Annotated in this window: 20 protein-coding genes; 13 read left to right on the top strand and 7 right to left on the bottom strand. The window is 60.5% G+C overall.

Features of this window, described 5'->3' with window-relative positions:
• Positions 1 to 55: 55 nt before the first annotated feature.
• From AACZ65_RS12280 to rarD, 4 genes are all read left to right on the top strand, one after another.
• Positions 56 to 3,067, top strand: a complete 3,012-nt coding sequence (locus AACZ65_RS12280; protein ID WP_339671255.1) for a sarcosine oxidase subunit alpha family protein — start codon at positions 56 to 58, stop codon at positions 3,065 to 3,067.
• Positions 3,060 to 3,629, top strand: coding sequence for a sarcosine oxidase subunit gamma family protein (locus AACZ65_RS12275; protein WP_339671253.1), 570 nt, complete (start codon positions 3,060 to 3,062; stop codon positions 3,627 to 3,629). Before AACZ65_RS12280 ends, AACZ65_RS12275 begins: the two co-directional genes overlap by 8 nt.
• A gap of 107 nt (positions 3,630 to 3,736) precedes the next feature.
• Complete coding sequence (locus AACZ65_RS12270) at positions 3,737 to 4,336, top strand: superoxide dismutase (protein ID WP_297541327.1); 600 nt, start codon at positions 3,737 to 3,739, stop codon at positions 4,334 to 4,336.
• A 408-nt stretch (positions 4,337 to 4,744) separates the two neighbouring features.
• Positions 4,745 to 5,641, top strand: a complete 897-nt coding sequence (rarD, locus tag AACZ65_RS12265; RefSeq protein ID WP_339671251.1) for an EamA family transporter RarD — start codon at positions 4,745 to 4,747, stop codon at positions 5,639 to 5,641.
• Here the strand turns inward: rarD and AACZ65_RS12260 are convergent.
• Entirely contained in the window at positions 5,602 to 6,153 is a 552-nt protein-coding gene (locus tag AACZ65_RS12260) for a TIGR00730 family Rossman fold protein (protein ID WP_339671250.1), read from the bottom strand. The genes rarD and AACZ65_RS12260 overlap by 40 nt on opposite strands.
• A gap of 103 nt (positions 6,154 to 6,256) precedes the next feature.
• On the opposite strand from AACZ65_RS12260, the gene AACZ65_RS12255 reads away from it, so the two are divergent.
• From AACZ65_RS12255 to AACZ65_RS12215, 9 genes are all read left to right on the top strand, one after another.
• Positions 6,257 to 7,375, top strand: a complete 1,119-nt coding sequence (locus AACZ65_RS12255; RefSeq protein WP_339671248.1) for a LysM peptidoglycan-binding domain-containing protein — start codon at positions 6,257 to 6,259, stop codon at positions 7,373 to 7,375.
• 64 nt (positions 7,376 to 7,439) lie between these two features.
• The gene (locus AACZ65_RS12250; protein WP_339671246.1) at positions 7,440 to 9,260 is read left to right on the top strand and encodes an ABC transporter ATP-binding protein/permease; all 1,821 of its coding nucleotides are present in this window, start codon (positions 7,440 to 7,442) and stop codon (positions 9,258 to 9,260) included.
• A gap of 170 nt (positions 9,261 to 9,430) precedes the next feature.
• On the top strand, positions 9,431 to 10,015 hold the full coding sequence (locus AACZ65_RS12245; protein ID WP_339671244.1) for an HNH endonuclease: 585 nt from the start codon (positions 9,431 to 9,433) through the stop codon (positions 10,013 to 10,015).
• A gap of 104 nt (positions 10,016 to 10,119) precedes the next feature.
• On the top strand, positions 10,120 to 11,529 hold the full coding sequence (gene murD / locus AACZ65_RS12240; protein WP_339671242.1) for a UDP-N-acetylmuramoyl-L-alanine--D-glutamate ligase: 1,410 nt from the start codon (positions 10,120 to 10,122) through the stop codon (positions 11,527 to 11,529).
• Positions 11,526 to 12,134: a VOC family protein gene (locus tag AACZ65_RS12235; protein WP_339671240.1), complete on the top strand. Its 609-nt coding sequence runs from the start codon at positions 11,526 to 11,528 to the stop codon at positions 12,132 to 12,134. Before murD ends, AACZ65_RS12235 begins: the two co-directional genes overlap by 4 nt.
• Positions 12,134 to 12,613, top strand: a complete 480-nt coding sequence (locus AACZ65_RS12230; protein WP_339671239.1) for an N-acetyltransferase family protein — start codon at positions 12,134 to 12,136, stop codon at positions 12,611 to 12,613. Before AACZ65_RS12235 ends, AACZ65_RS12230 begins: the two co-directional genes overlap by 1 nt.
• Before the next feature lie 45 nt (positions 12,614 to 12,658).
• Positions 12,659 to 13,357: a molecular chaperone DjiA gene (locus AACZ65_RS12225; protein WP_339671237.1), complete on the top strand. Its 699-nt coding sequence runs from the start codon at positions 12,659 to 12,661 to the stop codon at positions 13,355 to 13,357.
• Entirely contained in the window at positions 13,338 to 14,363 is a 1,026-nt protein-coding gene (locus AACZ65_RS12220) for an endonuclease/exonuclease/phosphatase family protein (protein ID WP_339671235.1), read from the top strand. The genes AACZ65_RS12225 and AACZ65_RS12220 overlap by 20 nt, the downstream gene beginning before the upstream one ends.
• A gap of 73 nt (positions 14,364 to 14,436) precedes the next feature.
• Positions 14,437 to 14,781, top strand: coding sequence for a hypothetical protein (locus AACZ65_RS12215; protein ID WP_339671233.1), 345 nt, complete (start codon positions 14,437 to 14,439; stop codon positions 14,779 to 14,781).
• Positions 14,782 to 14,795: 14 nt separating this feature from the next.
• Here the strand turns inward: AACZ65_RS12215 and AACZ65_RS12210 are convergent, their stop codons facing one another.
• From AACZ65_RS12210 to AACZ65_RS12185, 6 genes are all read right to left on the bottom strand, one after another.
• On the bottom strand, positions 14,796 to 16,340 hold the full coding sequence (locus AACZ65_RS12210; protein ID WP_339671231.1) for a Ppx/GppA family phosphatase: 1,545 nt from the start codon (positions 16,338 to 16,340) through the stop codon (positions 14,796 to 14,798).
• Positions 16,341 to 16,390: 50 nt separating this feature from the next.
• Positions 16,391 to 18,565 carry an RNA degradosome polyphosphate kinase gene (locus AACZ65_RS12205; RefSeq protein ID WP_339671229.1) on the bottom strand — a complete coding sequence of 725 codons (2,175 nt, stop codon included), beginning with the start codon at positions 18,563 to 18,565 and terminating at the stop codon, positions 16,391 to 16,393.
• Positions 18,566 to 18,614: 49 nt separating this feature from the next.
• The gene (locus tag AACZ65_RS12200; protein WP_339671228.1) at positions 18,615 to 19,292 is read right to left on the bottom strand and encodes a DnaA/Hda family protein; all 678 of its coding nucleotides are present in this window, start codon (positions 19,290 to 19,292) and stop codon (positions 18,615 to 18,617) included.
• Positions 19,289 to 20,356 carry an AI-2E family transporter gene (locus AACZ65_RS12195; RefSeq protein ID WP_339671226.1) on the bottom strand — a complete coding sequence of 356 codons (1,068 nt, stop codon included), beginning with the start codon at positions 20,354 to 20,356 and terminating at the stop codon, positions 19,289 to 19,291. The genes AACZ65_RS12200 and AACZ65_RS12195 overlap by 4 nt, the downstream gene beginning before the upstream one ends.
• 162 nt (positions 20,357 to 20,518) lie before the next feature.
• Positions 20,519 to 20,725, bottom strand: coding sequence for a cold-shock protein (locus tag AACZ65_RS12190; RefSeq protein ID WP_008280544.1), 207 nt, complete (start codon positions 20,723 to 20,725; stop codon positions 20,519 to 20,521).
• Between the two features lie 151 nt (positions 20,726 to 20,876).
• Positions 20,877 to 21,431: a L,D-transpeptidase gene (locus AACZ65_RS12185; RefSeq protein ID WP_339671222.1), complete on the bottom strand. Its 555-nt coding sequence runs from the start codon at positions 21,429 to 21,431 to the stop codon at positions 20,877 to 20,879.
• Positions 21,432 to 21,655 lie beyond the last annotated feature (224 nt).

Below are 21,655 nucleotides of genomic sequence, written 5' to 3'. Positions count from 1 at the left end.
CCGTTCCGAAAATACACACATCACGACGCCCGCACCGGGCACGAGGGTTTAAGACATGAGCACGCGTCTGGCCAAGGGTGGCCGCCTCCTCGACAAGGGCCGCGCCCTTCACTTCACCTTCAACGGCAAGCGCCTCAAGGGCCATGCCGGTGACACGCTCGCCTCGGCCCTTCTGGCCAATGATCAGATGCTGGTCGGGCGGTCGTTCAAATACCACCGCCCGCGCGGCATCGTGGCAAGCGGGGCCGAAGAGCCCAACGCGCTCGTCCATCTGGGCGAGGGCGCGCGCATGGAACCCAACCAGCGCGTGACCACGACCGAGCTTTTCGACGGTCTGAGCTGCACCAGCCAGAACCACTGGCCCAGCCTTGATTATGACATCGGCGCGATCAACACCCATCTCGCGCGCTTCCTGCCCGCGGGCTTCTACTACAAGATGTTCATCCACCCGCGCCCGTTCTGGAAGCATGTCTACGAACCCTTCATCCGCCAGTCGGCGGGCTTGGGCAAGGCGACCAACCCCGGCGATCCCGACCGGTACGAGCATTTCTATTTCTTCTGCGACGTGGCCGTGATCGGCGGCGGCGTGGCGGGCCTGCAATCCGCCCTCGCGGCGGCAGAGGCTGGGGCCAAGGTGCTCCTGATGGAACAAACCGCACATTGGGGCGGCCGTGCGCCGGTCGATGGCGGCGAGATTGACGGCCAACCGGCCGAGGACTGGATCACCGCCACCATCGCCAAACTGCGCGACATGCCCAATGTCACCCTGCGCCTGCGCTGCATGGGGGCAGGGGTCTATGACCACGGCTATCTCCTGGGCTACGAGCGCGTGAATGACCACGCGCCCGGCACCGACGCGCCCCGTCACCGCCTCTGGCGCATCCGCGCAGGCCAGATCATCACCGCCACCGGTGCGATCGAGCGTCCGCTCAGCTTTGCAGGCAATGACATCCCCGGCGTCATGCTGGCCTCGGCCATCCGCGACTATGCGGTCAATTACGGCGTTTCCATCGGCGACCGCACCGTGGTTGTCACCAATAACGATGACGCCTATCGCACCGCCATCACGCTCAAGAAACTGGGTCTGGAAATCCCCGCCATCCTCGACGCCCGCCAATCGGGCGGCGGCGCGCTGGCGGCAGAGGCCCGCAGCCTGGGCATCCGGATCGAAAACGGCAAGGGCATCGCCAAGGTCAAAGGCGGCAAGCGCGTGACAGGTGTCGCTATCTGCGCCCAGGCGGGCGAAGGCGCGGTGCTGGAAGAGATCAAATGCGACGCCGTTGCCATGTCCGGCGGCTGGTCGCCCGTGGTCCATCTCTGGTCCCATTGCGGCGGCAAACTCCTCTGGGATGCGGCACAGGCGCATTTCCGCCCCGACCCCGCCAATCCCCCGCGCGGTGCGAAAGGCGAGGCGTTCGTGGTCCCCGCGGGATCGGCCAACGGCTATCTCGATCTGGCCGGCACGCTTGCCGACGCCGACAGCGCCGGTAAAACCGCGGCCAAGGCCATGGGCCATGACCCCAAATCCACCAAGGCCCCCTCAGCCACTGCCACCGACGAGGCGGCGCTCGAAGCGGTCTGGCTCATGCCCCAAGGTGCCAATATCAAGCTGCGGATGAAATCCTGGCTCGATTACCAGAACGATGTGAAGGTTTCCGACGTTCAATTGGCGGCCCGCGAAGGCTATGAATCGGTCGAACACGCCAAGCGTTACACCACGCTCGGCATGGCCACCGATCAGGGCAAACTCAGCAATATCAACGGATTGGCCATCCTCTCGGACGCCCTCGGTCAGCCCATCCCGCAGACCGGCACCACCACCTTCCGCCCGCCCTATACGCCGATTTCCCTCTCGGCCATCGCGGGGGCTGCGCGCGGCCCGGTGTTCCAGCCTATCCGCAAGACCCCGATCCACGGCTGGCACGAGGCCAACAACGCCCATTTCGAACCCGTGGGCCAGTGGCGGCGCCCCTATTGCTTCCCCAAGGGCGAGGAAACCCATCGCGACGCCGTGAACCGCGAGATCAACCAGACGCGGCAGCGCCTTGGTATGCTCGACGCTTCCACCCTGGGCAAGATCATCGTCAAAGGGCCTGACGCCGGAAAATTCCTCGACATGCTCTACACCAACGTGATGAGCAATCTGAAACCCGGCAAATGCCGCTATGGCCTCATGTGCAACGAAAACGGCTTCCTGATGGATGACGGCGTCGTTGCCCGCATCGACGAGGACACCTTCCTCTGCCACACCACCACCGGCGGCGCTGAATCGATCCATGGCCACATGGAAGACTGGCTGCAATGCGAATGGTGGGACTGGAAGGTCTATACCGCCAACGTCACCGAGCAATATGCCCAAATCGCCGTCGTCGGCCCCAAGGCCCGCGAGACTCTGGCGAAACTGACCACCGATGACCTCAGCAACGAGGCACTTCCCTTCATGGGCTGGGCCGACCTCACGCTGGCAGGCATGCCGGTGCGCGCCTATCGCATCTCCTTCTCGGGGGAACTCAGCTACGAATTGGCCGTGCCCGCCAGCCTTGGCCGCGCCCTCTGGGATGCGCTTCTCGATGCGGGGGCAGAACATGGCGTCACCCCCTATGGCACCGAGGGCCTGCACGTCATGCGTGCTGAAAAGGGCTTCATCATGATCGGTGATGAAACCGACGGCACGGTGATCCCGCAGGACCTCAACATGGGCTGGGCGATTTCCAAGAAGAAAGACGACTACCTTGGCAAACGCGCGCAGGAACGCTCGCATATGGCCGATCCCAACCGCTGGAAACTGGTGGGCCTCGAAACGCTCGATGGCTCGGTCCTGCCCGATGGGGCCTATGCCACGGCCCCGGGGCACAACGCCAACGGCCAACGCATGACCCAAGGTCGCGTGACTTCGACCTATTACTCGCCCACGCTCGGGCGCGGTATTGCCATGGGGCTCGTGCATAACGGCCCCGACCGCATGGGCGATGTGCTCGATTTCCCAAAGGTCGACGGTGGCATCATCAAGGCCAAGATCGTCGATCCGGTTTTCTTCGACAAGGACGGGGAGAAACAGAATGTCTAACGCCGTGACCGCCCTCAACGGGGCCAATTATCAGGGCCTTGCCACCATCGCGGATCAGGGCCTCACGGGCATGATCACCCTGCGCGGCGATCTGGCCAGCGCCGGGATCAAGGCGGCGGTCAAATCCGCCACCGGCCTCGATGTGCCCGCCCAGCGTCAGGCGCTGATGGGGCAGGGCACCGCCGCGCTCTGGATGTCGCCCGACGAACTCCTGCTTCTGTGCCCCTACGCCGAGGTGGCCGAGCGGCTTGCCGGGATCGAGGCGGCGCTCAAGGGCCAGCATTTCCTCGCGGTCAATGTCTCGGACGCGCGCACCTTCCTGCGCATTTTCGGGTCCGGCGCGCGCGAGGTTCTGGCCAAGGTCTGCCCGGTCGATCTCTCGCCCGAGGGCTTTACCCCCGGCATGTTCCGCCGCACCCGCATGGCGCAGGTGCCCGCCGCCTTCTGGCTCGACGAGGCCGGCAATTTCCACCTCATCTGCTTCCGCTCGGTTGCGGATTACGCCTTTGAGCTTCTCAAGGTCTCTGCTCAGCCGGGCGGCGAGGTCGGGCTTTACGCCTGACCTCCGCTTCCTGACTGAAAAACTCCGACATTCGGGGTTGACCTTTGCCGGGTCGCCCCACCATGTAGAGACATCGGAACCAGAACCTCAACAAACAGGGGGCCCAAATGGCTTTTGAACTTCCCGATCTTCCTTATGCGCATGACGCGCTTGCCGCCCATGGCATGTCCGCCGAGACGCTCGAATATCACCACGACCTGCACCACAAGGCCTATGTCGACAACGGCAACAAGCTGATTGCCGGCACCGAATGGGACGGCAAGTCGCTGGAAGAGATCATCACCGGCACCTATGACAAATCCGCCGTGGCGCAATCGGGCATCTTCAACAACATCAGCCAGCTCTGGAACCACAACCAGTTCTGGGAAATGATGAGCCCGACCAAGACCGGAATGCCCGGCGAGCTGGAAAAGGCGCTGACCGAGAGCTTCGGTTCGGTCGACAAATTCAAAGAGGCGTTTTCCGCCGCCGGTGCCGGTCAGTTCGGCTCGGGCTGGTGCTGGCTCGTCAAGGATGCCGACGGCAGCCTCAAGGTGACCAAGACCGAGAACGGCGTGAACCCGCTCTGCTTCGGTCAAACCGCCTTGCTCGGGTGCGACGTGTGGGAACATTCCTACTACATCGACTTCCGCAACAAGCGTCCGGCCTACCTGACCAACTTCCTCGACAACCTGGTCAACTGGGAAAACGTCGCTTCGCGGATGTGATCGACATTCCGATTTCCGTCAAAGCCCCCCACCTCAGTCGTGGGGGGCTTTTTCGTATCCCGCCCCTCGGGAAGCGCACCGAAGATGCCGCGCGGATCGCGCCCGTGGCATTAACCGTTTCTCAACATCCCGCTGAATTTAGGGCGCGTTGCGCCCCATCGGGCACACACCCGTCCCGGGCTTGACCCGGCACCTCGCCTCGGTCGCGCAGAGGCCCCGGCTCGGGGGCCGGGGCGATGTGAACCTGATCAGACGCATCGTGCTCTAGGCCCACGCCCGTGCAAACCGACATCTGCCGCCAGACCTTACAAAATCACCTTACAAACCTTACAGACCTTGAGGTTTGCCCTTGCCCCCACCGGTCGCATGCGGCAGCACTCAACACATCGGAACTGAGGGGCAAGTCACATGCGCGAAGCGACCAAGGGTATTCTGGCGATGGTCGCTACCTGCTCGGTTTGGGGGCTGTCGGGCATCTATTACAAGCTGCTCGATCATATTCCGCCCATCGAAATCCTGGCCCACCGCACCCTCTGGTCCTTCATCTTCTTTGCGCTCGTGCTCTTGGTGCAAGGGCGAATTTCCGTTTTGCGTCAGACCCTTGGCGCAAGAAAATCGGTGCTTTTGATTGGCTTTGCCGCGCTGATGATCTCGACCAATTGGTTCGTTTTCATCACCTCGATTCAGATCGGCAAGGCGGTCGAGGCCTCTTTGGGCTATTATATCTTCCCGCTCGTCGCCGTGCTTCTGGGGGCCATTGCCTTTCGCGAACGTCTTGGAAAGGCACAGCTTTTTGCCGTGGCGCTGGCCGCGACGGCGGTCATCACCCTGACCATCGGCCTTGGCGTCCCCCCTTGGATCGCACTTATACTGGCCACCAGCTTTGGCTTCTATGGTCTTGTTAAAAAAGGGCTTTCCGTCGGTCCAGTGGTTTCCGTCACGGCCGAGGTGCTGCTTTTGTCGCCCATTGCCTTGGGGGTTTTGTGGTGGTTCCACTCCGATGGCCACGGCGCCTTTGGCAGCAACTGGCACGACAGCCTGCTTCTGGCCTTTTCCGGCATCCTCACCGCGTCCCCCCTCATCATGTTCAGCTACGCCACCAAACGCATCACGCTGGCCACGGTCGGCCTGGTTCAATACTTGAACCCCAGCCTGCAATTCCTTGTTGCGACACTCTTATTTCGCGAAGTCTTCAGTTTCTGGCACGCCATTGCCTTTGGCATGATCTGGTCCGCGTTGGCGATTTACACCACCGCCAGCCTGCGTCAGGATAGGGCGGCGCGCAGAGCGATCCTCAAATCTTGAAGAGAATCAAAGCTTTGGACAAAGGATTTCACGTTTTCTCCGGCAAAGCCCTGCGTCACCACATGATCCAGCAATTGCATCAGAGGCGTCCAATAACCATCTGTATTCAAGATGAAAATAGGCTTTTGATGCAGGCCGAGTTGCCGCCATGTGAGGACTTCGAAAAACTCATCCAGAGATCCCGCGCCACCCGGTAGAACCACGATGGCATCCGAGTTCATGAACATCACCTTCTTGCGTTCATGCATGGTCTCGACCACAATATATTGCGTGAGGTCCCGCTTGCCCACTTCCCAGGCCACGAGATGCGCCGGGATAACGCCAAAGGTCTCGCCTCCCGCGTCCTGCACCGCGCGCGCCGTGGCCCCCATCAGCCCGACATCCCCTGCGCCATAAACCAGCCGCCAGCCCTCGGTCACCAACATCTGGCCGACGGCGGTTGCCTCTTGCATATATATGGGGTCGTTGCCGGGACGTGCGCCGCAAAAGACACAGACAGAACGCGCGGCCATGAAATCACTCCGGGCACATGCAGGGTTGCTTTGACCCGTGATAGCCTTGTTGCTATTCTCGGACAACCGGCCAACGCGCCGCGAGAGGGGGATTTTTGAAAAGATGAGCAAATTCGGTGGCTTGGGCACTGGATCGGTCATGGGTCTTGGCGGACTGGCGGTGATCGGCGCAGTTTTGGCGGCGTTCTGGTTCCGCGCTCAGCCCGAACCCACCCCAGAAATTACCCCCGTGGTCGAAACCGTCGAGGCGCCAGCCCTCGCGATACCTGAACCTGCCCCGACACCGCCGATGCCCGAGGCCCCGACGATCGACACCTTCCGGCTCGAGCCCGGTGGCCAGATGATCATCGCCGGTCAGGCAGAGCCGGGATCGCAGGTGGCAATCCTGTTGGACAACATCAATGTCGGCTCGGTTCTCTCTGATAATGCAGGGAAATTCGTGCAGTTCCTTGATCTTCCTACCAGCACCGCGCCGCGCGTCCTCTCACTCAGAATGCGCTCTGAACCGTCAGGGCAAGAACTGGCGTCCCAAGACGAAATCATCATTGCGCCCACTCCCGTTGATCTTGCTGACGCACCGGCGCCCGCCGAAGTGCCGCTCGTAAGCTCCGAAGCGCAAACTATTGCAAAGGAAGGGAAATCTCCTGATCAAGCGACCGCGGCGCAAGATGTAACACAACCTAACCAAACCGTTCTCTTGACCGATGACTCTGGCGTGCGCGTCCTGCAAACCCCCTCGGTGGATCGCGCGCCGGACGTTATGTCAAATGTCGCGCTCGATGCGATCACCTATTCTCCCGACGGTGATGTCGAGCTTTCGGGCCGGGCACAAGGCACTGGATTCGTTCGCATTTATCTCGATAATGATCCGATTGTGACCTCCCCCGTTTCCCCGTCCGGGGATTGGACCACAGCTTTGCCCGAGGTGGATACCGGCGTCTACACCTTGCGCGTCGACGAGGTGGACACGGCTGGTACCGTCACCTCACGGGTGGAAACCCCCTTCAAACGCGAGGATCAGGCCGTTTTGACCGCCGCGCAAACAGCCGAGAATACCCCAATCCGCGCCATCACCGTCCAACCCGGTTCGACCCTCTGGGCAATCTCTCGTGAGGCTTATGGCGAAGGTGTGCTCTATGTCCGCGTGTTCGAGGCCAATCGCGACCGCATCCGCGATCCAGACTTGATCTATCCCGGCCAAGTCTTTGCCCTGCCACAATAATCCCTTGTGGCAATCACCCTGTCTCAGGGCTATCTCTAAGGCAAGGGATTGAAAAGGCCAGCCCATGCGCCACGCCAGAATTACCACATCCGATGCCCCCACCAAGGGCTGGCGTACCGTTCGTCGCGTGGCCCCCTATCTTTGGCCCGCCGATCAACCTTGGGTCAAACGCCGTGTGGTGTTTGCGCTGATGTCTCTGGTCGTGGCCAAGCTTATCGGCGTTGGTACTCCTTTCTTCTACAAGGCCGCAGTCGACATGCTGGCTGGAGACGGGCAATCGGCTGCCTGGATGTTGGGCGCTGGTGCGGTCGGACTGACCGTCGCCTACGGCATGGCGCGGCTGATGACCGTGGGCTTCCAACAGTTGCGCGATGTGATTTTTGCCCGCGTGGCGCAGCGCGCCCTGCGTGCCTTGGCGCTCAAGACTTTTCAACATATTCATTCAATGTCAATGCGTTACCACATAACGCGCAAGACTGGCGGTCTCAGTCGAATCATTGAGCGTGGGGTGAAAGGGGTTGAGTTTCTACTGCGGTTCCTGCTCTTTTCCATCGGCCCTTTGGTCCTGGAACTGGCGTTGATCGGCATCGTGCTCGCTGTGATATTCGACATTTGGTATCTGGTCGTGGTCGTCGCCGTGATCGGAACCTACGTGGCTTTTACCTTCAAAGTCACAGAATGGCGTGTGCGCCTGCGCAAGGAAATGAACGATCAGGACACCGACGCCAACCAAAAGGCGATCGACAGCCTGCTGAACTTTGAAACCGTCAAATACTTCGATGCGGAACGGCGTGAGGCCAGTCGCTATGACGCGGCCATGGCGGGCTATGAAAAGGCCGCGCTTCAGACCTCCTATTCGCTGGCCTTTCTGAATTTCGGCCAATCTCTGATCATCACTGGCGGCTTGGTGATCGTGATGGTGATGGCGGCAATGGGGGTGCAATCGGACAGCATGACCGTGGGCGATTTCGTCATGGTCAACGCCTATATGATCCAGATCACCATGCCGCTCAACTTTCTGGGCACAGTCTATCGTGAGATCCGCCAAGCTTTGGTCGATATGTCCGAAATGTTCGATTTATTAGAGCAAGAAGGAGATGTTGAGGATAAGCCTGACGCAGATGTTCTAAAAGTTAAAGGTGCCGCAGTTCGATTGGCGGATGTAGATTTTGGTTATGACGCCAATAGACCGATCCTAAAGGGCGTTACGCTCGATGTTCCGGCGGGGCAAACTGTTGCGGTGGTTGGCCCCTCGGGGTCAGGCAAGTCAACTATCGGGCGTCTTCTTTTCCGCTTTTACGACGTGCAGGCGGGTCGTGTTCTGATCGACGGTCAAGACGTGCGCGATGTCACCCAAGAGAGCCTGCATGCCGCCATCGGCGTGGTGCCGCAGGATACCGTCCTCTTCAACGACACTATCGGCTATAACATCGGATATGGGCGCGCCGGGGCCACACAGTCCGAGATCGAAGAGGCCGCGCGTGCGGCCCAAATTCACGATTTTATCGCAAGTTTGCCAGAGGGTTACGCGACGCAGGTGGGAGAGCGGGGGCTAAAGCTCTCGGGGGGCGAAAAGCAACGCGTGGGAATCGCACGCACTCTGCTCAAAAATCCACCAATCCTGCTGCTGGACGAGGCGACGAGTGCGCTCGACACCCAGACCGAACGGGAAATTCAAGGCGCTCTCGCGCGTGCGGCCGAAGGGCGCACCGTGATCATGATCGCGCATCGTCTGTCCACCGTCGCCAATGCAGATCGAATTGTGGTTTTGGATCAAGGTGTTGTAGTGGAGGAGGGCACCCATTCCGATCTACTTGCGCGGCAGGGGCGCTACGCCGCGCTCTGGCAGCGGCAGGCCAGCGAGGCGACAGAAGAAGCCGCCTGAACAATCTGTCATGGGACAGTTACTTTGGCCTATTAGACATCCCGTCATCGAGCGCTACATATCGCACTTGTCAGAGTACAATGACGATATATAGTGGACTCAGGACGGGGTCAGGTGCCCGCTCTGGCACCTGCGCCCCTGACGACCGGGGTGAGAGGACAGTCAGTCAGATGGACGGCGATTTCAGGACCGAATTCGTAAGAGAGCCTGCCTCTTTGAGGCATTTTCCGGCACTTGTGCTGAACGCGGATTATCGCCCGCTCTCCTATTACCCGCTGTCCCTTTGGACGTGGCAAGAGGCGGTCAAGGCGGCTTGGTCAGATCGGGTGGATATCGTCGCTGAATACGATCACTGGGTCCGAAGCCCGAGCACGGTGATCCGGATACCTTCGGTCATCGTGTTGAAAGATTACGTAAAACCCCAAAAGCGCGTGGCCTTCACGCGCTTTAATTTATTTCTGCGCGACGAATTCATGTGCCAGTATTGCGGTTCAAAGGGCGATCTGACCTTTGACCATGTGGTGCCGCGCGCGTCGGGTGGGGTCACAAGCTGGGAGAATGTTGTGGCGGCCTGTAGCCCGTGCAACCTGCGCAAGGGCTCCAAAAGCCTGCGCCAATCGGGCCTGAGCCTGCGCAAACCGCCACGTATGCCGGGCGCAGAGCAATTGCGCAATCAAGGGCGCAAATTTCCCCCGAACCATCTTCACGAAAGCTGGCTCGATTATCTCTACTGGGATGCCGAACTCGACGCTTGAGCGGGCTTCCTTGCCTGCGGGCGGACGCTTGCATCTTGCCCCGGTCCCGGCGCAAATACGCGGACATGGGCGAGAAGGGGCGCAACAGCCCCGGGGGGAGTAGAATGATTCCGGTCAGAGGATATTCGGGCGCCAAGGTTGCGGTGTTGGGGCTGGGCCGATCAGGCCTCTCGGCGGCGCGGGCCCTGCGCGCGGGCGGGGCCGAGGTGTTGGCCTGGGACGATAGCGAAACGGCGCGCGCCGCGGCCGCTACTGAGGGGTTTGCCACTGTTGATCTGGCCCGCGCAGGGGCCTTTGACGGGGTCGCCTCTCTCGTCGTGAGCCCCGGCATCCCGCATCTTTATCCCGTTCCCAACCGCATGATCGCCGCAGCGCAAGAGGTGGGTGTTCCGGTGGACAATGACATCGGGCTCTTTTTTCGCTCGCTTGCCACTGACGACTGGGATGGATTTGACGTCACCCCCAAGGTGATTGCTGTTACCGGGAGCAATGGAAAATCTACCACATCGGCACTCATTCACCACATCTTGTGCGAGGCAGGGCGCGCGGCGCAGCTTGCAGGTAATATCGGGCGCGGTGTTCTCGACATCGATCCACCCGAGGATGGCGGCGTTGTCGTTCTGGAACTGAGCAGCTATCAGACCGATCTGGCCCGAGCCCTGACGCCGGATGTGGCGGTCTTCACCAACCTGTCGCCTGACCACCTGGACCGTCACGGCGGCTTGGGGGGGTACTTTGCGGCCAAGCGCCGGCTATTCGCCGAAGGTGGGCCGGACCGGGCGGTAATCGGCGTGGACGAGGTTGAGGGGCGCTATCTGGCGGGGCAGATGGCCGAGGGGCCGAATGATGACCGGGTCATCCGCATTTCGGTAGATCGCAAGCTGAGCGGCTTTGGCTGGTCGGTCTTTGCACGCAAGGGGTTCCTCAGCGAATATCGTCATGGGCGTCAGGTGGGGTCCATCGACCTGCGTGAGGTCAAGGGCCTGCCGGGATCGCACAATCATCAGAATGCCTGCGCCGCCTATGCGGCCTGCCGGACCTTGGGTTTGGCCCCCCGCGTGATCGAGTCGGGATTCCACAGCTATGCCGGACTGCCGCATCGCAGCCAGCGGGTGGCGGAAAGAGATGGCGTCATCTTTGTGAATGACAGCAAGGCCACCAATGTAGACAGCGCGCTCAAGGCTCTCTTGGCGTTTGACAATATCCGCTGGATTTGTGGCGGGCTGGAGAAAGACGGCGGGTTGGGCGGACTGGCGCCCGGTCTTGCTCATGTGCGTCGGGCCTATGTGATTGGCCGCGAAGCGGCGCAGTTCGCCATCGGGCTGGGGGCGGTTGATACCGAGGTCTGCACCACCATGGCCGAGGCGGTGGCCCGCGCCACACGCGATGCAGAGCCGGGGGATGTGGTGCTCTTGGCCCCGGCGGCGGCAAGTTTCGATCAATACGACAATTTCGAAAAGCGTGGCGAGGATTTCATGGTGCAGGTGCGGGCGCTGCTTGGGGTAGGGATATGATGCGGCTCGACCATCTGGCGGTCGCGGCAGAGAGCCTTGAAGCTGGCCGCGCGCATGTCGAGGCGGCTCTTGGGTTGCGCTTGCAGCCCGGTGGCCGGCATGCGCATTTCGGCACGCATAACCTCCTCCTCGGACTGGAAGATGGCCTCTATCTCGAGGTGATCGCGATTGACCCGGGCGCTCCGGCGCCCGCGTATCCGCGCTGGTTCGATTTGGATCGGTTCTCTGGTGAACCTCGTCTGCGTAACTGGATTTGCGCGGTCGATGATCTGGATGCGGCCCTCTTGCGGCATCCGGGTGCGGGGCAGGCGGTGGACTTGGCACGAGGCGATTTGCGGTGGCGGATGGCGGTGCCGGGGTCCGGCGTGCTCCCGATGGACAATCTCTTTCCGGCATTGATCGAGTGGCAGGGTGCGGCGCATCCGGCGGCGCGACTTGCGCCCTCCGGCGCGCGGTTGCGACGGTTGGTGGTTTCGCATCCCGAAGTCGCGATTTTGCAGGCTGCGGTCGGGAACGAGTTGCACGATGCGCGCGTGGTCTTTGAGCCGGGCACTATGGGCCTAAGGGCCGAGATTGAAACACCTCATGGGGTGTGCGTGCTGTAATGATCATCAGACAAGCAGAGCCGCGCGACATTGCGCCCATCCTGACCTTCTGGAACCCGCTCATTCGCGACACTTCCGTCACCTTTACCACGGTGGAAAGGACGCCCGAGGCCCTGGCGGCGGACATGGCCGCGCGTGGTGCGGCGTTTCAGGTGGCAGAGAAGGCGGGCAAGGTGCTGGGATTTGCCAGCTACGGCGCGTTCCGGTCGGGGCCGGGCTATGCACACACCGCTGAGCACACGGTCATTCTGGCCTCCGAGGCGCACGGTCAAGGCATCGGGCGGGCGCTGATGACGCGACTGGAGGAGGTGGCGCGCGCGGCGGATATGCATGTGCTGGTCGCGGGCGTCAGCGGCGAAAACCTGGGTGCCCTCGCCTTTCACCGTGCCATAGGATTTGCCGAAGTGGCACGCATGCCCGAGGCAGGGCGAAAATTCGGGCGCTGGATGGATTTGGTGCTTTTGCAGAAAATCCTGTGACGGTTTGCACTGACAGGGGCCGGGAATGGGTCTAGGGTAACGCCCATGTCGATTTGGGTCCGGATCTCCGAAGCCTTGTCAGCCCTTGCCAATGGCGAAGGGCTAAGCGCTGTTTTCGACCGCCTGCGCACCCCGCCCGAACGTAGCGTGGCCTTTACGATCGCAGTGATCGCGCTCTCGGCCAAGATGGCCAAGGCCGATGGGCAGGTCACACGCGACGAGGTCACGGCCTTTCGCGAGGTTTTCCAGATTGCCGAGGCGGATGAGGGAAACGCCGCCCGGGTGTTCAACCTTGCGCGGCAGGATGTGGCCGGTTTCGAAGATTACGCCCGCCGCATCGCCCGCATGTTCGAGGGTCAGCCCGGAACGCTCTGTGACCTGATGGAGGGGCTCTTTCACATTGCCATGGCGGACGGGGTCTATCACGCGAAAGAGGATGAATTTCTCGCCCGTGTGGCCGAGATTTTTGCGCTGCCCGCGTCCACTTTTCGAACTCTGCGGACGCGGTTCGTACCGGATGCAACCCCCGATCCTTGGTCTGTTCTGGGTGTGACACCGGATATGCCGATGGACGCGGTGCGCAAGGCCTGGCGCGACCTGGTCCGCGAGAGCCATCCGGACCGTATGCAGGCCCGCGGGGTGCCGCCAGAGGCGATCCGTTTGGCAGAGCGACGGCTGGTGGACATCAACCGCGCTTGGGAAGAGATCAGCGAGGCCCGCGCCCATGCGGATCGCCACCTATAACGTCGAATGGTTCAACGCGCTCTTTGACGATCAGGGGCAACCCCATGACGACGGCGCATGGTCCGCGCGCTACAACGTGACTCGCGCAGACCAGCTGGCAGCGCTCGGGATCGTGTTCACGGCACTGGATGCAGATGCGGTGCTGGTGGTCGAGGCTCCCGATGACAATGGCCGCCGCAGTACGGTCAAGGCATTGGAAAATTTTGCAAAACTCATGCAGCTTCGGGCGCGACGGGCGCTGATCGGCTTTGCCAATGAGACGCAACAGGAACTCGCGCTGCTCTATGATCCGGATGTTCTGAGCGGGCGGCATGATCCGCAAGGGGCGACAACCGGGAGCGGGGACACGCCGCCGCGCTTTGATGGGGTCTTTCGGATCGACCTTGACATTGATGACCGCGCGGATCGTGTCACGTTTTCCAAACCACCTCTTGAGGTGGAATTGACCACGACCGCCGGCCAAAGGCTGCGCTTGATCGGGGCGCATCTGAAATCCAAGGCCCCCCATGGCGCTGTAGGGCGCGACGAGGCGATCCGTATCGGTATCACCAATCGACGCAAGCAATTGGCGCAGGCGGTCTGGCTGCGTCAAAGGATCGAAGCACATCTTGCAGCTGATGACTCGCTGATTGTGCTGGGGGACCTTAACGATGGTCCGGGGCTTGATGAATATGAGCATCTTTTCGGGCGCTCCTCGGTCGAAATTATCATGGGTGAAGGGCAGGACACCGCCGCGGCCCTGTATGATCCGCATGCGCGCGGGGCGCTGTTACGGCGGTTTGGGGCGGTTCATACTTCGGCGCGGTTCTATCTACGGGACCAGCGGCGATATATGCAGGCACTGCTCGATTATATCCTGATCTCGCCGGACCTCATGGCGCGCCGTCCAGCCTGGCGCATCTGGCATCCGTTCGACGATCCGGTCTGCTGGGACAACAAGGAGTTGCGTGAGGCGCTGCTCGTTGCTTCAGACCATTTCCCGGTCAGTCTCGATATTGAATTGTGATCTTAAAATCGTACCTCGGAGCGATTATATGACACTCATGACACCAATACACCTGATCCGAACCGTTTGTCTGATGTCCGTGCTTGCCGCGGCCCCCCTTGCCGCGCAGGACGTGACGGAAGAGGAGCAGGGCCGATCTCTCATGGAAGAGGGCGCGCGCCTCTTTTTTGAGGGGATACAGCGCGAGATGGGGCCGGCGCTTGAAGGGCTTCGCGATCGCGCCCAAGAGATGGAGCCCGCGCTGCGCCAGTTCGTCGAGGAAATGGGCCCGGCGCTGCGCGACCTGATGGGCGAAATCGGCGATCTCAGTGCCTTTCACGCGCCAGAGGTTTTGCCGAATGGTGATATCCTATTGCGTCGCAAGACCCCACAAGAAGTGCAGGAAAGCCCTGCGCCAGACGGCGAAATCGAGCTTTGAGCGTCAAGGCGTCGCTAACTTGGTGTCTTGATCACGATCCGCGCCGAGAGTGTTGTGGCGAGCGAGGCAAAACGCGCCTGCGCCACTTCGCCAAAAAGCGGTGCCGCTTCTGACGATAGGCGTAATTCCAGCACCTTCTTTTGCGGGAACCATCGCAATTCCCCTAAATGCGCATTTCGTTTGAGCCAAAGCATCGCGGCAAAGCGCATGGCCTTGCCCAGAACTTCGGCCTCATGACGGTCCTTTTCGCTCAGCAACCCGTCCAGATCGGCAAAGCGGCTGCCGTCACGCTTGTTCGAGTATCGGTGCAACAGGGCAAGACCCAAATAAACCCGCTCTGAATGTTTGAGCCCGCCCAGATTGGCGCGGGTGGCGTTATCAAAACAGACCTCCGCCCGGTAATCAGGGTGGGCGCGCCAGCTTACATCATGCAAAAGACAGGCCGCACGGATCAGGCGGCGTCGCTCTGGCTTGGCGGATTTGAACAGTGGCAGGATGAAATGATAGATCACCTTGCCAAAACCGGGTAGGCGTGCATCCTTTTGTTCGGCAAAGCGGCAGGCCTCGATCAGGGGATCACGGTCACGCAGCATCTGGGGCATCTGCTCATAGAGCAAGCCCTCGCGAATGCCATAGCTCGATACGGCGATGTCGCGCGGCTTGAAGGTCTTGATCAGCTCGCCCAGGACCTCGATCGCCTGTGGCACAAGCTCGATCCGTGCCATAGAGACGCCAGATTGCGCGCGCAGCGTTTCGACGTCTAGCTTCTCGATATACTTGATGGTCGCGCGCACATCAGCAGGGGTCATACGATATTCGTGCAGCACATGCAGCGGGTATTTGCGCCGCACCATGTCAATCCGGGCAATCGCCCGCCACGAGCCACCCACCAGAAAGAGGCGGTTGTTCTGCTCGCCCAGTTCGGAACGCATCTCGTTCAGGACCTGGCGGATATAGGCGCGCCGCTCTTTCTTGTCGCCTTTGAAGTCGCGCAGTTTGAGCGGGCCAAGCTGGGATGAAACCCTTGCTCCCACCGTGCCGCCATTGATTTCAGCAAGTTCCATGGATGAACCGCCGATGTCGCAGACAAGGCCGTAAGAACCGGGCCACCCCAAGAGCACGCCTTGTGCCGACAGCCGCGCCTCTTCGCGCCCGTCGATCACCCAGAGCTTCAGACCGGTTTCCCGCTCTACATCGGCACAAAAGTCCGCGCCATCGCTGGCCTCGCGCACGGCGGCGGTGGCGACAATGACCAATGGGCCTGTGTCCATCCCCTCGGCTAGCATCTTGAACCGCTTGAGCGCCTCCAGAGCGCGTTTGCGCCCCGCAGGATTGAGACGTCCACTTTCAGACATGCCGGCACCAAGGCCGCACATGATCTTTTCGTTGTAAAAATAGGCCGGGCTGCGGGCTGCTCCGTCGAACACTACAAGGCGCACAGAGTTTGAGCCCACATCAACCACGCCCACGCGACTCAGCGCTCGCGCGGAGGGGCTATCGAACAGGGGGCGGCCAAATGGGCCGCCGTCGGGTTCTCTTGGATCGTTGGTGCCGTCCATGTCCGTCCCAGTCTTTCGCGCCTCCTCTATGCGACAGAGGCGCGCGTGGGTCAATCGTCCGTGTGCGTAAGCTTGGGCACATCCGACGCCCCAGCTGAGCCACGACCCGAAAGCGAGGGGTTTTCCATGAAGAAGCGATGGCAGTTAAAAGCGAACATGCCTTCGATCGCAGGCGGGCGGCTAAAACTGCCATCGGGGGCCATCACCCAGCTTTGGGCAACGTCCGCCATATTGGCGGCCATGACCTGACTGACGATCTGCGCCTTGACGGTCGGGTTCTCGATCTCGATCAGAGTTTCGACCCGGCGGTTAAGGTTACGTCCCATCCAGTCGGCGGACGAGATGAACACGCGCGCCTTTTTCGAGGGCAGCCCCGCGCCATTGCCGAAACACACGATGCGAGAATGTTCCAAGAACCGGCCAATGATGGATTTCACGCGGATATTGCTCGACAATCCCTTGATGCCAGGCCTCAATCCACAAATGCCGCGCACGACGAGGTCGATCTTGACCCCTGCTTCGGACGCTGCATAAAGCGCGTCGATGATGTTGGGCTCGATCAGCGAATTCATCTTGGCCCAGATTGCCGCCGGCTTGCCGGCGCGCGCATGCTCGGCCTCACGCTCGATCAGTTCGAGCAGGCGGGGTTTGAGCGACTTGGGCGAAATGGCAAGATTCTCCAGACCTTCGGGCTCGGCATAGCCGGAGAGGTAATTGAACACCTTGGTCGCGTCTCGTCCGAGCTTGGTATCGCAGGTGAAAAAGCTGAGATCCGTATAGATGCGTGCAGTGATCGGGTGATAATTGCCGGTGCCATAATGGGTATAAGTCACCAGGTTATCGCCTTCACGGCGCACCACGGTGGAAATCTTGGCATGGGTCTTGAGGTCGATGAATCCATAGACCACATGTGCCCCGGCCCGTTCCAGCCGCCGAGATTGTCGGATATTGGCCGCCTCGTCGAACCGCGCCTTAAGTTCCACGAGCGCGGTGACAGATTTGCCATCCTCCGCTGCCTCGCAGAGGGCCTCTACGATGGGCGAGTTGCGTGAAGTGCGGTAGAGAGTCTGCTTGATCGCCACCACATCGGGATCATGCGCGGCCTGTGTCAGAAAGCGCACCACCATGTCGAAGGTCTCGTAGGGGTGGTGCAGCAGCATATCTTTTTGCCTGATCGCCGCAAACATATCTCCGCCATGGTCCTGTACCCGCTCCGGCACACGCGGAGTAAAGGGAGGCCATAGAAGATCTGGGCGCGATTCGAGCACCAATTCCTTGAGGTCGGCCAGACCGATCATGCCTTCGACCTCGACGACCTCTTCGGGGATGACGTGCAATTCCTGCATGATGACACGGCGCAGATCCTCGGGCGCGTTGGCCGAAATCTTCATGCGGACCACTTCGCCACGGCGGCGGCGCTTCAACGCCACCTCGAATTCGCGCACGAGGTCTTCGGCCTCTTCCTCGACCTCTAGATCACTGTCGCGCAGCACGCGAAAGGCGCAATGGCTCTTATACCTGTAGCCTGGAAAGAGACTGTGCAAATGTAGCAAGAGCAACTCTTCCAGAGGCAGGAACCGATAAGTGCCCTCGGATGCAGGCAGCGGGATGAACCGCGCGATTTGTTGCGGGATCGGTAAAAGCGCCTGAAGCGGTCTCTTGTCGGCCTTTCGCTCCAGTTGAAGCGCAAGACTGTAACCGAGGTTGGGGATGAACGGGAATGGATGCGCAGGGTCAATCGCCAAAGGCGAGAGCACCGGAAAGGTCTTGTTTAGAAAGACATCCGCCAGATAATCCCGGTCTCCCTCCTCTATAGAGCCGTGATCAAGGATCGAAATCCTCTCGGCCTCTAGCTCGCGGCGAAGTGTGTCGTAGGTCTCTTGCTGAGAGGCCAAAAGCTTGCGGGCATTCTCGTTGATCAGCACAAGCTGCTCTGCCGGGGACAGGCCATCCGCCGCAGGGGTCGTATTGCCCGCTTGCGCCAATTCCCGCAGACCTGCCACGCGGACGTTGTAAAATTCATCAAGATTGGTGGCTGAAATCGACAAAAATCTCAGCCGCTCCAACAGTGGAACGCGGCTGTTCTGTGCTTCCTCCAGCACCCGCCAGTTGAACCCCAGCCAGCTGAGTTCACGATTAAAGAAACGCCCCGGACCGGTCAGATCCAGATCAGTCATTTCGACGGCTTCGGGCGCGGGGTGTTTAAGAAAATCTGCTTGGGTCATGAGAAGCTTATGGCTTTGAGATGTAACGGAACGGTGACGCAGCGTGGCGCTAATGCGCCAATTTGTCCAGCACTTGCGCGGCGAGTGCTCGGGTGACTGCACGGCCTTCCTCAAGCGCTGTGGCATCAAGCATCGCGACCACCTCTCGTGCCGTATCAAAAGAACGATCCATCCGTCGCGCGAGATAGGGAATCGTATCCGGGTTGGGGGCAATCTGGCGATCGGCGAAGAGCTTGGTCAGCACGGCGGCCAAGAGGGCATCATCCGGTGCGCGCAGTTGGGCCAGCATCGTGCCCTGCATGCGGCTTTGCAGATCGGGTAGGCCGAGTGGCCAGAGGTTCGGTGGGCGCTCAGCCGTCAGCAAGAGTGTGTGGCCTTCGGCCAATACGAGATTGTGCAGGTGAAAGAGCGCTTCTTCCGCAGGGCGATCCCCTGCCAACTGATCGGCATCCTCAACTGCAATCGCGCCTGTCGCAAGCGTGGGAATATCGACATGGGACAGGTCCTTGGCTGAGATTATCCGGGCGCCCGAGAGGGCGCCCCAGACATGCGCCAGATGGGTCTTGCCCGCCCCAGGAGGACCCGCAAGTATCAGCTTGCGGCCGGGCCAGCCTTGCCAGCCCTCGATCATTGCCACAGCTTCGGCATTTGAGGGCGAGACAAAGAAATCCTCGCGCCCCAGTGCCGTGAGCACCGGCAGATCAAAGCTGAGCTGGCGCGGCGTCATTCGCGGTCAATGCTTTCCAGTCCGCGGTAGAGGCGGCTGTCGCGGTACTGCTCCAACGCAAAGCGGGCGATCACTCCGAGCGACGCGGCCACTGGTACGGCTACAAGCATCCCGACAAAGCCAAAGAGTGCGCCAAAGGCCGAGAGCGCGAAGATCAGCCAGACCGGATGCAGTCCCACAGAGGAACCCACAAGCTTGGGTGTCAGAAAATTGCCTTCGATCACCTGACCCGAGACGAAGACGGCGGCCACCATACCGACGCTGACCCAATCCCCCCAGAACTGGAACAGCGCTAGGCCCACCGCCAGCACGCCGCCGACGATGGACCCGACATAGGGGATGAAAGTGATCAGGCCCGCAATCGCGCCCACCACGAGGCCGAATTGCAACCCCACAAGCATGAGCGCGACCGCGTAATAGGTGCCCAGTATCAGACAGACGGTGCCCATGCCTCGGATGAAACTGGCCAGCGTATTGTCGATCTGGCCTGCAAGGCTGCGGATCACAGGCGCATGGTCGCGCGGCAAAAGGTTGTCGATCTCGGCTACCATATGATCCCAGTCATATAGCAGATAGACAGCCACAACAGGCACAATTACAATCAAAATCAATATGTTGACCATGGAAGCGGCAGAGCTGAGGATCGTTTCGAGCAATTGGCCGCCACGTTCACGAATGGTTTCGCCCAAGGACAGCAGCGTCTTGTTCAGCGCCGAGTCAGGATCGAAGAGTGTCGGGAAATGAGTGCTGAGAAATCCGTGTAGATCGCGCGCCAGCTCAGGCGCCACGTTGAAGAGCGCCACGGTCTGACTGACGAGCGTTGGCACGATCAACAGGACAATCACGACAAAGGCCAGAATGGCAATCAGTGTGATAACCACGACCGAGGCGGCGCGACTTAGGCCTAACCGTTCTAACCGATCTGCCACCGGATCAAGAAAATAGGCAATGGCTCCGCCCAGAACAAACGGCAGGATCACGTCCCCGAGGAACCATAACACCACAAAAAACACGGCCGTGGCCGCGCCCCAATATTTCATCTGTTCCCGGACGGGGAGCGCCATGGTTCGCCTCCTGATGCACGCTCTATGTCATGGTTTGGGTATGTGGTTTCAAGGGGAAACACGAGGGGGGCGCAAAACCCATACACATGAATATCGCGCCCTGCGCGGGCGCGATGAGGATGTGCAGGGGGATTTTTACCCCCTGTCGGCCTCAGGCGGTGCTCAGGCGAGAACTATATTGGACGCAGACTCGCGCCCGTCGCGGCCCGCCTCAATGTCGAACTTGACCTTTTGATTGTCGGCAAGGCCGGTCAGGCCTGCGCGCTCAACCGCGCTGATGTGTACGAATACATCCTTTCCGCCGCCATCGGGCGCGATGAAGCCATAGCCTTTGGTGGCATTGAACCATTTTACGGTGCCAGTCGCCATCTTACTGATTCCTTCTGTATTTGTTGCCCGCGGAAGTGCGGCAACCCGGCAAAGTCATACAAGATCGAGTGACTGAGCCGAAAAGGACAGATGGTCGATAGTGGTAACGTCGCACGATAAAATATGCCGATTCACCGTGCGAAAATCAAGATTACAGAACTGTGACAACCGTTCCGATGGGGACCCGATCATATAGGTCCTGCACATGCTCGTTGATCATCCTGATACAGCCGTTCGAGACAGACCGCCCGATGGACGAAGGCTGTGTCGTGCCGTGAATCCGGTAGTAGGTGTCGCGCCCATTCTGGAAAAGGTAAAGCGCGCGCGACCCAAGCGGATTGTCCACTCCGCCGGGCTGCACATAGTCATTGCCCTTGAACCGCCCGTAGGAGGCGGGATCGCGTTCGATCATTTCGTTCGTCGGGCGCCATGTCGGCCATTTCTTCTTGACGTCGATGGTGGCGGTGCCGGTGAACTCTAGCCCGGCCTTGCCCACGCCTACGCCGTAACGGCGGGCGCGACCGGGTTCTGTTACGAAGTAGAGAAAATGCGCGCGCGGCAGCACGATCAACTGGCCGGGTTGATAAACGGGATCGAAAGAGACCTCCTGCGGCATGAAGCGCGGATCAACCTCAAAGGCATTGGCAACGGATGCAGTGCCCAAGGCAGCGAGACCAGTGGCCATGAAAGTGCGGCGATGGATCATTGGGAACCTCCTGAGAATACCACTCCAGTTATAGGAGGGGTCTTGGTGGGGTGAAAAATCAAAACGCGCTTGTTCCCCGCATTATGGCCGAACTGTTGCGCTCGGGTCGCGTGCGCCTGTCAAATCGCCGCCCAATTGTTGAACCGGTAGGGCATGAATTCGCGATTTCTGCGGGCAGGCGCGGGGCGATAGAGGGATTTGCGGCGAGTCATCTTGGTCTCCTC

The sequence above is a fragment of the uncultured Roseovarius sp. genome (genome assembly GCF_963972555.1).
GTDB classification, from domain to species: Bacteria; Pseudomonadota; Alphaproteobacteria; order Rhodobacterales; family Rhodobacteraceae; genus Roseovarius; species Roseovarius mucosus.
The sequence above is the reverse complement of the archived record's forward strand: the minus strand, read 5'-3'. Positions and strand labels throughout refer to the sequence as shown.